The organism is Phormidium sp. CCY1219 (assembly GCF_035615515.1).
Lineage (GTDB): Bacteria > Cyanobacteriota > Cyanobacteriia > Cyanobacteriales > Laspinemataceae > CCY1219.
Genome location: NZ_JAJENT010000452.1, coordinates 1 through 6,328, shown reverse-complemented (window position 1 = coordinate 6,328; position 6,328 = coordinate 1). Strand labels below are relative to the sequence as shown.

Sequence of the window (6,328 nt, the reverse complement as noted above, 5' to 3'; positions counted from 1 at the left end):
TCCCCGGATGAGGTGAAAGTCTCAAGTCCGGTTTTGAAGACGAGTAGTTCTGGTGACGGAATTGCTTAGTTTAACTAATTAGTGATTCAGGTCATAACCATGATTTGTCACATTTGGCCCGGAAAAATACCGCGAACAGCTTGCGGTGGTTTAAACCCACCACCTAACTGCATTGACTGGGGTTTTCATGCCCCCCTTGACGGTCAGTCCCAATGGCTTAATTTTGCACTCCTTGTACCTGCCAGGTAGATTCCAATGCTTGACTATCAAATAAACCTCTATTGGCAAGTTGCTGGTGGATATGCATCGGTGATTTCTGACGCCTGCGCGATCGACTCCGAGCGCTTTCATGCAAATTTTTGACTGACTCGAGTTTGGGTACAACATGACCAGTAGGGTGTCTTCAGGGTCATTACTTTCACAAACTTAATGTCTATCTTTATCAAAGCTGCGGGGTTTTTTCAGTGATTGCTATTTCACCTCGTCCAACAGTAGGGCGCACTTGGAACACGATCAGTTTTGCTTCCACGCTCTATCTTTGCCCAATCCTGGATCTGCTACTAGCAGAAATTCCACGCCAATGGCACGCGGAAATTAGACTGGGACTTCAGGAAGCGTTAGTTAATGCGGCTAAACATGGAAATCAATTAGATCCGAGTAAAACCGTTGTGGTTCGTTTTTATGCCAGTTCCGAGGAATATTGGTGGGTCATCTCAGACCAAGGCAATGGTTTTACCTGCGCTTGTGCTTGCAATGACAACCCTCGGGAGAAGATCCCCCATGAGGAGGGAGAATGTGGGAGAGGGTTATTTATTTTACACCAAATCTTCGACCGAGTGGATTGGAATGATAACACGAGAGAACTAAAACTTTGCAAACACTTTAATAATACCTATCGCTTACCGTTGGTTCAATAAGCCCAGCCTGGGTAAAATCGGCTCGGAAGCGGGGAAAGCACGGAGAGGCTAAGCCTCCAATCCGTTACTTCCCACCGCGCCACTGTTAGCTTTACCCAAAATTGCCTAGCAATTCTCAGCTAACTGCACTATTTTTCCTTCGGCGCACCATGAGTCGGACAAGGCGGCGCACTCAGGGAGCGATCGAGCCACCCGGTGGCCTGCTGTAGCCTCAGCAAGGCTTCCTCGGGGTTGTTTTTTAGCAAAAACACCAACGCGGTGGCCGCTTGCTCTGTGGCACGCACTTTCCGATTCGACTTCAATCGATGCCAATCTGTTTCCATCAGCGTCACTCGCTCTGCTAATGCTTGCGCTAATTCCAGGGTGCTAAATTCCTGCAATTTCGCAGAGGTGGGACTGTGCAAACCAGAACTCGTTTTTGGGGGTGTGGGAGTGGGATTAGCCATGATGCCAAAATAAATTTAACCAATGTCTCTCATTCTTAATGTATCGATTTTTCTGTTTTCCGGATGACTTCCCCTCCAGAACCTTCCCCCCCTTCTCCCAACGATCGCTCCACCAATGATGGCTCGATGAGCGATTTGGCGGAACTCGATGCGGGTATCCAAGACGCTCAGCGATCGCTCGTTTCCCTCCAAGAACGCTTGGCTCAAGTGCGGCGCGATCGTCAGCAGCAGCAACAACTCGAGCATCGACGCGAGAACCTACGCCGGGAACTGCGTCAAAATCGCGGTTCCAACCCCTCCCGCCTCCCGGAACTCAAAGAAGAACTGCGCCAAATCCAATCCCAACTCGAAACTCTCGAACTCAACCTGGAAAGCGAATTATTCTCCCTGAGCAGCCTCAAAGAACCCTTTTGGCAAGCGGTTCGCTTTGGTGGCCTCGGCATTATTGTAGGCTGGGTATTGAAAGCCTGTGCCAGTTGAAGGTTGATGCTTATTTCAATCGACCCTTTGGCTCTTTCGTTAATAACTGTGACTTAACATCTCAACCTCATCTAATGAAACGACGGATTGCTGAAATTTTGCGAAGCGGTCAACCCGATGAGTCCATCATGGTTCAAGGGTGGATTCGCACTAAACGAGAACTGAAAGAGTTTGCCTTCATGGAAGTCAATGATGGCTCCTCAATGGCAAACCTGCAAGTTGTCCTCGATAAAGACTTGCCCGAGTACGAGAATGTCCTCAAACAATCCAACACCGGCGCGTCGGTGCAAGTGTCTGGAGTGCTGGTGGAATCCCCAGCGAAAGGACAGCGGATCGAACTGAAAGCCTCTGAGATTAAGGTGTTTGGCGATTCGGATCCGGAAACCTATCCCCTCCAGAAAAAACGTCACTCGTTTGAGTTTTTACGGGCGATCGGTCATCTGCGCGGTCGCACCAATACCCTGGGTGCGGTGTTCCGGGTTCGCAACGCCGTCGCTAACGCCATTCACCAGTTTTTCCAAGAACGCGGCTTTCTCTGGGTTCATACCCCCATTATCACCGCCAGCGACTGCGAAGGGGCGGGGGAAATGTTGGCGGTAACGAGTCTCAATCTTAAGGATGTGCCGCGCTTGGATAGCGATGATGTGGATTACTCTCAGGACTTTTTTGGCAAACCGGCTTACTTGACGGTGAGCGGTCAGTTGGAAGCGGAAGTGATGGCGATGGCGTTTAGCAATGTCTACACGTTTGGGCCGACGTTTCGCGCGGAAAACTCCAACACTTCTCGCCATTTGGCTGAGTTTTGGATGGTGGAACCGGAAATGGCGTTCTGCGACTTGACCGGGGATATGGATTTGGCTGAGGCGTTCTTGAAGTATGTCTTTAAATCTGTGTTGGAGAATTGTCCGGAGGATATGGAATTCTTCAATAAGCGGATCGATAAGACGGTGTTGGAAACCGCTGACAATATTATTAACAACCAGTTCGAGCGGATTTCTTATACGAAGGCGGTCGAATTGTTGGAAAAGTCTAACAAAAAATTCGAGTTCCCGGTGGAATGGGGACTGGATTTGCAGTCGGAACACGAACGCTATCTGGCTGAGAAATACTTTAAAAAACCGGTTATCGTTACGGATTATCCCATCGGGATTAAGGCGTTCTACATGCGCTTGAACGATGATGAGAAAACTGTGGCGGCGATGGATATCCTCGCACCGAAAATTGGCGAAATTGTGGGCGGTTCCCAGCGGGAAGAACGCCTGGATGTCCTGGAACGGCGAATTAAAGCCCAAGGTCTTGACATCGACAATTATTGGTGGTATATGGACTTGCGCCGCTACGGAACCGTGGAACATGCCGGTTTCGGGTTGGGATTCGAGCGTCTGGTGCAGTTTATGACGGGCATGGCAAATATCCGCGATGTGATTCCCTTCCCCCGCGCACCGCTGACTATCGAGTTTTAGTCCCTTCTTTCCTGGGGTTGGGGAATTCCCTGACCCCAATTTCGTCGATCGGGATTTATTACCATATTTTTCCGATTTTGTCAAGCCATAAGTTGCATATTGCTAATTTGAGCAAAGGAGCGATCGCTGATGAGCTATACTCGCGAGCATGTCTCTCTAGCCAGTTTCAAGGACAGGAGGGTCTCGTTCTCCACTAAGCGCAGATTTGGGGCAAATCGCTCCATATTACCACACACGATCGCTGTCTGCGTTTGCAACTCCCGGGGAATCGCCCCTGCGCTGTTGTCGGCGCAACCTGTTTCGCGAACCGCCGACTGCTTTTTATCCTGTTGTCAATCTGTAACCTCCGTGGAAGCGTTGACCCCAAAAGAATTGTCAGGTGTTAATCTGAGGGAACGGATGGGGAAGTCACAGACCTACGGCAGAGGGCAGAAAACCGAAAAATTGGCTCCAATTTCACCGCAGAGAGCCGCGATCGGCTACAGTTCGGCAAGTGACCTGAGAGGCTGAAATAAAGCTGGTGACAGGATTTGAACCTGCGCCCCACGCATTACAAGTGCGTTGCTCTACCAGCTGAGCTACACCAGCATTACAAGCCACTATAACAGATGCAGCGTCACCTTGGCAACCCTATGCATGAGAATTGACCCGATCTTAAATTAGCGATCGCCTCTGGAGTGGGTTGTAATCCCCACTGCGGAGGACTTCTGGGGATGAAGATAGGTGAATTAGGCACGCCAATTCATCAGGGCGTCACTGCCTGTCCTCATATTATACGAGTTACTGAAACCGACGCCAATTCCGACCTTTTCCTTTATTGCGTGCTTTGTAGGTTGCTGTTAGCGAATGGCAATTCGGGCACAACAGACGCAGGTTGTCGGGGGAGTTGTTTTGCCAGTTGCCATCGATATGGTCTACTTCCACCGGAATTTTCCCGGTATGGGGATTGACTGCACACCACCCACAGATAGAACATTTTTCACCATATTGCTCAACTAAATACCTCTTCACATAATTAGACACATTCCCGTGTTTTTTGCCACCACTTTCTTCCCCCGCTAACCAAGCGGCAATATACACCTTGTATTTATGTTCGTTATGACAGGCTCGATCGCAATATGTATCCACCGTTCTTTTGGTTGGTTTTCCACAGTTTAAGCAGGCTTTTCTCGACTTTTTTGGCATCGGCATACTTTGCCCTCATCAATTCATTTTTACTAGATTACCCTATGTTTAAACCAGTCCACACTTGAAGGAAATAAGCAACTCTTATTCAAGAGTAAAGATTGCCTCAATGGGTTGAAAAATAAAAATATTCTAGTAGAATTTAACCTTCACGCAAAGAACGTTTTAGGAGAAAGCCGCGTTGAGTAAATTTGGTGGTCTTGTGGTCAAGTTAGCCAATGAATTGGGATGAATGGGCGATCGCAGAACTCGAGAAAGGGCGATCGCCGCAGTGGCTTATTGTCCGCTAAATCCCCCGGGGAGGGAAGCGTTGGGGTGAGAGTCTACCACATTGACGCCCGGACAAAGGGGACAAGCCACAGCCATTCCGAGCATAATCAAAACAAAAAACGCCAGTTTTCTGTTCTTGGTTTTCATTTTGTTTCTCTTGATTGTCAACATTATGTAGTAATTATAGCAAAACTAGGTTGGCGAAAAACCTCGTTTTTGCCTCCAGCCCTTGTCCTTGAAAGGGGTAGAAAATTGGTGAAGTCACAGAAGGGGCGATCGCCGAGAGTGCATTCTCGCCTTAAGGCCACAATTAGCGAGAACATTTAACTTACTAAATTCGCCAAAAATAGAAAAGTATCGTAAATAAAATTTGTACCCTTAAAAATGAACTTTATTTGGGCATGAAAAGGCGAATAGTTTGTGGGTTTAAATTACACCAAAATTTACTTTTTTTTAAGAAATTTTACAATTGTTAGAGTTTTTTTTGTTTGATGAAATCGACAGTTAATAATGCGATCGACTACGGGCTGACTATTCTCCGGGATGAATTGCTTTCAATTTTACTAGAGTAAGTAAGTCAAAAATTTGAGCGCGGGAGAGTCGCAGGGCGATCGCGCTGGATAATAGGGGCAAAATTGCGATCGCGCTTCGCCATTTCATCACTTTATCTCCCATCGATTGTCCATAAATCTCTATTTTTATCTCCAATTTAATTCGTAACGCTTGCCAATTTAACACGCATCAAACGCACCGCATTCAACGCCACTGGATATCAGCCAAGGTGCAAACTCTACCGCCATATTCACCGGGAGGGAGGGTGCCTATGCTAGAGCCTATAACCCAGAGAAACGAGAGAAAAACAAGCAATATTTGCCAATTTTCTGTCACATATTCCAGTCGTCTTTAGACGACTTGAGCTATGAGGCGGGGACTTTAGTCCCCGTCTGGGAATTGTAACATATTCCAGTCGTCTTTAGACGACTTGATCTATGAGGCGGGGACTTTAGTCCCCGTCTCTGTGAACCGACGCCCGAGAGAGAAATAACCGGATTTCTCCTGCTACAGGAGAACCCGGTGAATTGCAGTTTATCCGATTTTCCAGAAAAATGTCCCCTCGGACACCACTTGTATTTTTTCTATACAAAACTTAACGAATTGCTGGGATTAACACTCGCCCCGTTTGGGCTGAAAATGTTGCTCAACTCCGCTTCCACTCCTACAATATCCACAGTCGCGACATCTGGTAAATCGCCAGCTACGGTGTTAATTAAGCCATTCCCCGGGTCAAGATTAGCAGTCGGAGTGAAGGTTTCAATTGCTGACAAATTGGCTTCATTCAAATTGCCGCTATCCGTCAGGGGGTCGTTTTTAAAAGATGCGATCGCACTGTCACCGAGGTTAATTGCGCTTGGACTTTGAGCTGTAGTTCCGCCATCAGCAATCAGCCTTAACGTGTATTTCGTGTTATATCTTGTTGTGCGGTAGGGAAAAACTCCAACATAATAAGTCCCTGCACCTAAGCTGCGGCTAATCGATTCGTCTGAATCGCCCCAATTGTCGGAAAATG

8 protein-coding genes and 1 tRNA gene are annotated in these 6,328 nt (G+C 47.7%); 3 read left to right on the top strand and 6 right to left on the bottom strand.

Translation table 11 applies throughout. The features are described 5' to 3' along the window. The first annotated feature begins 464 nt into the window (after window positions 1-464). On the top strand, window positions 465-917 hold the full coding sequence (locus tag LKK83_RS10990; protein WP_324631149.1) for an ATP-binding protein: 453 nt from the start codon (window positions 465-467) through the stop codon (window positions 915-917). Between the two features lie 128 nt (window positions 918-1,045). Here LKK83_RS10990 and LKK83_RS10985 read toward each other — a convergent pair whose 3' ends face one another. After that, window positions 1,046-1,363, bottom strand: coding sequence for a DUF6439 family protein (locus tag LKK83_RS10985; RefSeq protein WP_324631148.1), 318 nt, complete (start codon window positions 1,361-1,363; stop codon window positions 1,046-1,048). Window positions 1,364-1,426: 63 nt separating this feature from the next. Here LKK83_RS10985 and LKK83_RS10980 point away from each other — a divergent pair, with 63 nt between their 5' ends. Both LKK83_RS10980 and asnS read left to right on the top strand, forming a co-directional pair. After that, entirely contained in the window at window positions 1,427-1,843 is a 417-nt protein-coding gene (locus LKK83_RS10980; RefSeq protein ID WP_324631147.1) for a DUF2203 domain-containing protein, read from the top strand. Between the two features lie 74 nt (window positions 1,844-1,917). Beyond that, the gene (gene asnS / locus LKK83_RS10975) at window positions 1,918-3,306 is read left to right on the top strand and encodes an asparagine--tRNA ligase (protein WP_324631146.1); all 1,389 of its coding nucleotides are present in this window, start codon (window positions 1,918-1,920) and stop codon (window positions 3,304-3,306) included. A gap of 515 nt (window positions 3,307-3,821) precedes the next feature. On the opposite strand, the gene LKK83_RS10970 is transcribed toward asnS, so the two are convergent. The 5 genes from LKK83_RS10970 to LKK83_RS10950 form a co-directional block, all read right to left on the bottom strand. Beyond that, a tRNA-Thr gene (locus tag LKK83_RS10970) sits at window positions 3,822-3,894 on the bottom strand. A 192-nt stretch (window positions 3,895-4,086) separates the two neighbouring features. Beyond that, window positions 4,087-4,491, bottom strand: coding sequence for an HNH endonuclease signature motif containing protein (locus LKK83_RS10965; RefSeq protein ID WP_324631145.1), 405 nt, complete (start codon window positions 4,489-4,491; stop codon window positions 4,087-4,089). A 276-nt stretch (window positions 4,492-4,767) separates the two neighbouring features. Continuing rightward, window positions 4,768-4,908: a hypothetical protein gene (locus tag LKK83_RS10960; protein WP_324631144.1), complete on the bottom strand. Its 141-nt coding sequence runs from the start codon at window positions 4,906-4,908 to the stop codon at window positions 4,768-4,770. A 384-nt stretch (window positions 4,909-5,292) separates the two neighbouring features. Beyond that, window positions 5,293-5,421 carry a hypothetical protein gene (locus LKK83_RS10955; protein WP_324631143.1) on the bottom strand — a complete coding sequence of 43 codons (129 nt, stop codon included), beginning with the start codon at window positions 5,419-5,421 and terminating at the stop codon, window positions 5,293-5,295. 476 nt (window positions 5,422-5,897) lie between these two features. After that, the coding region (locus LKK83_RS10950; RefSeq protein ID WP_324631142.1) for a hypothetical protein at window positions 5,898-6,328 on the bottom strand (431 nt) is incomplete at its 5' end.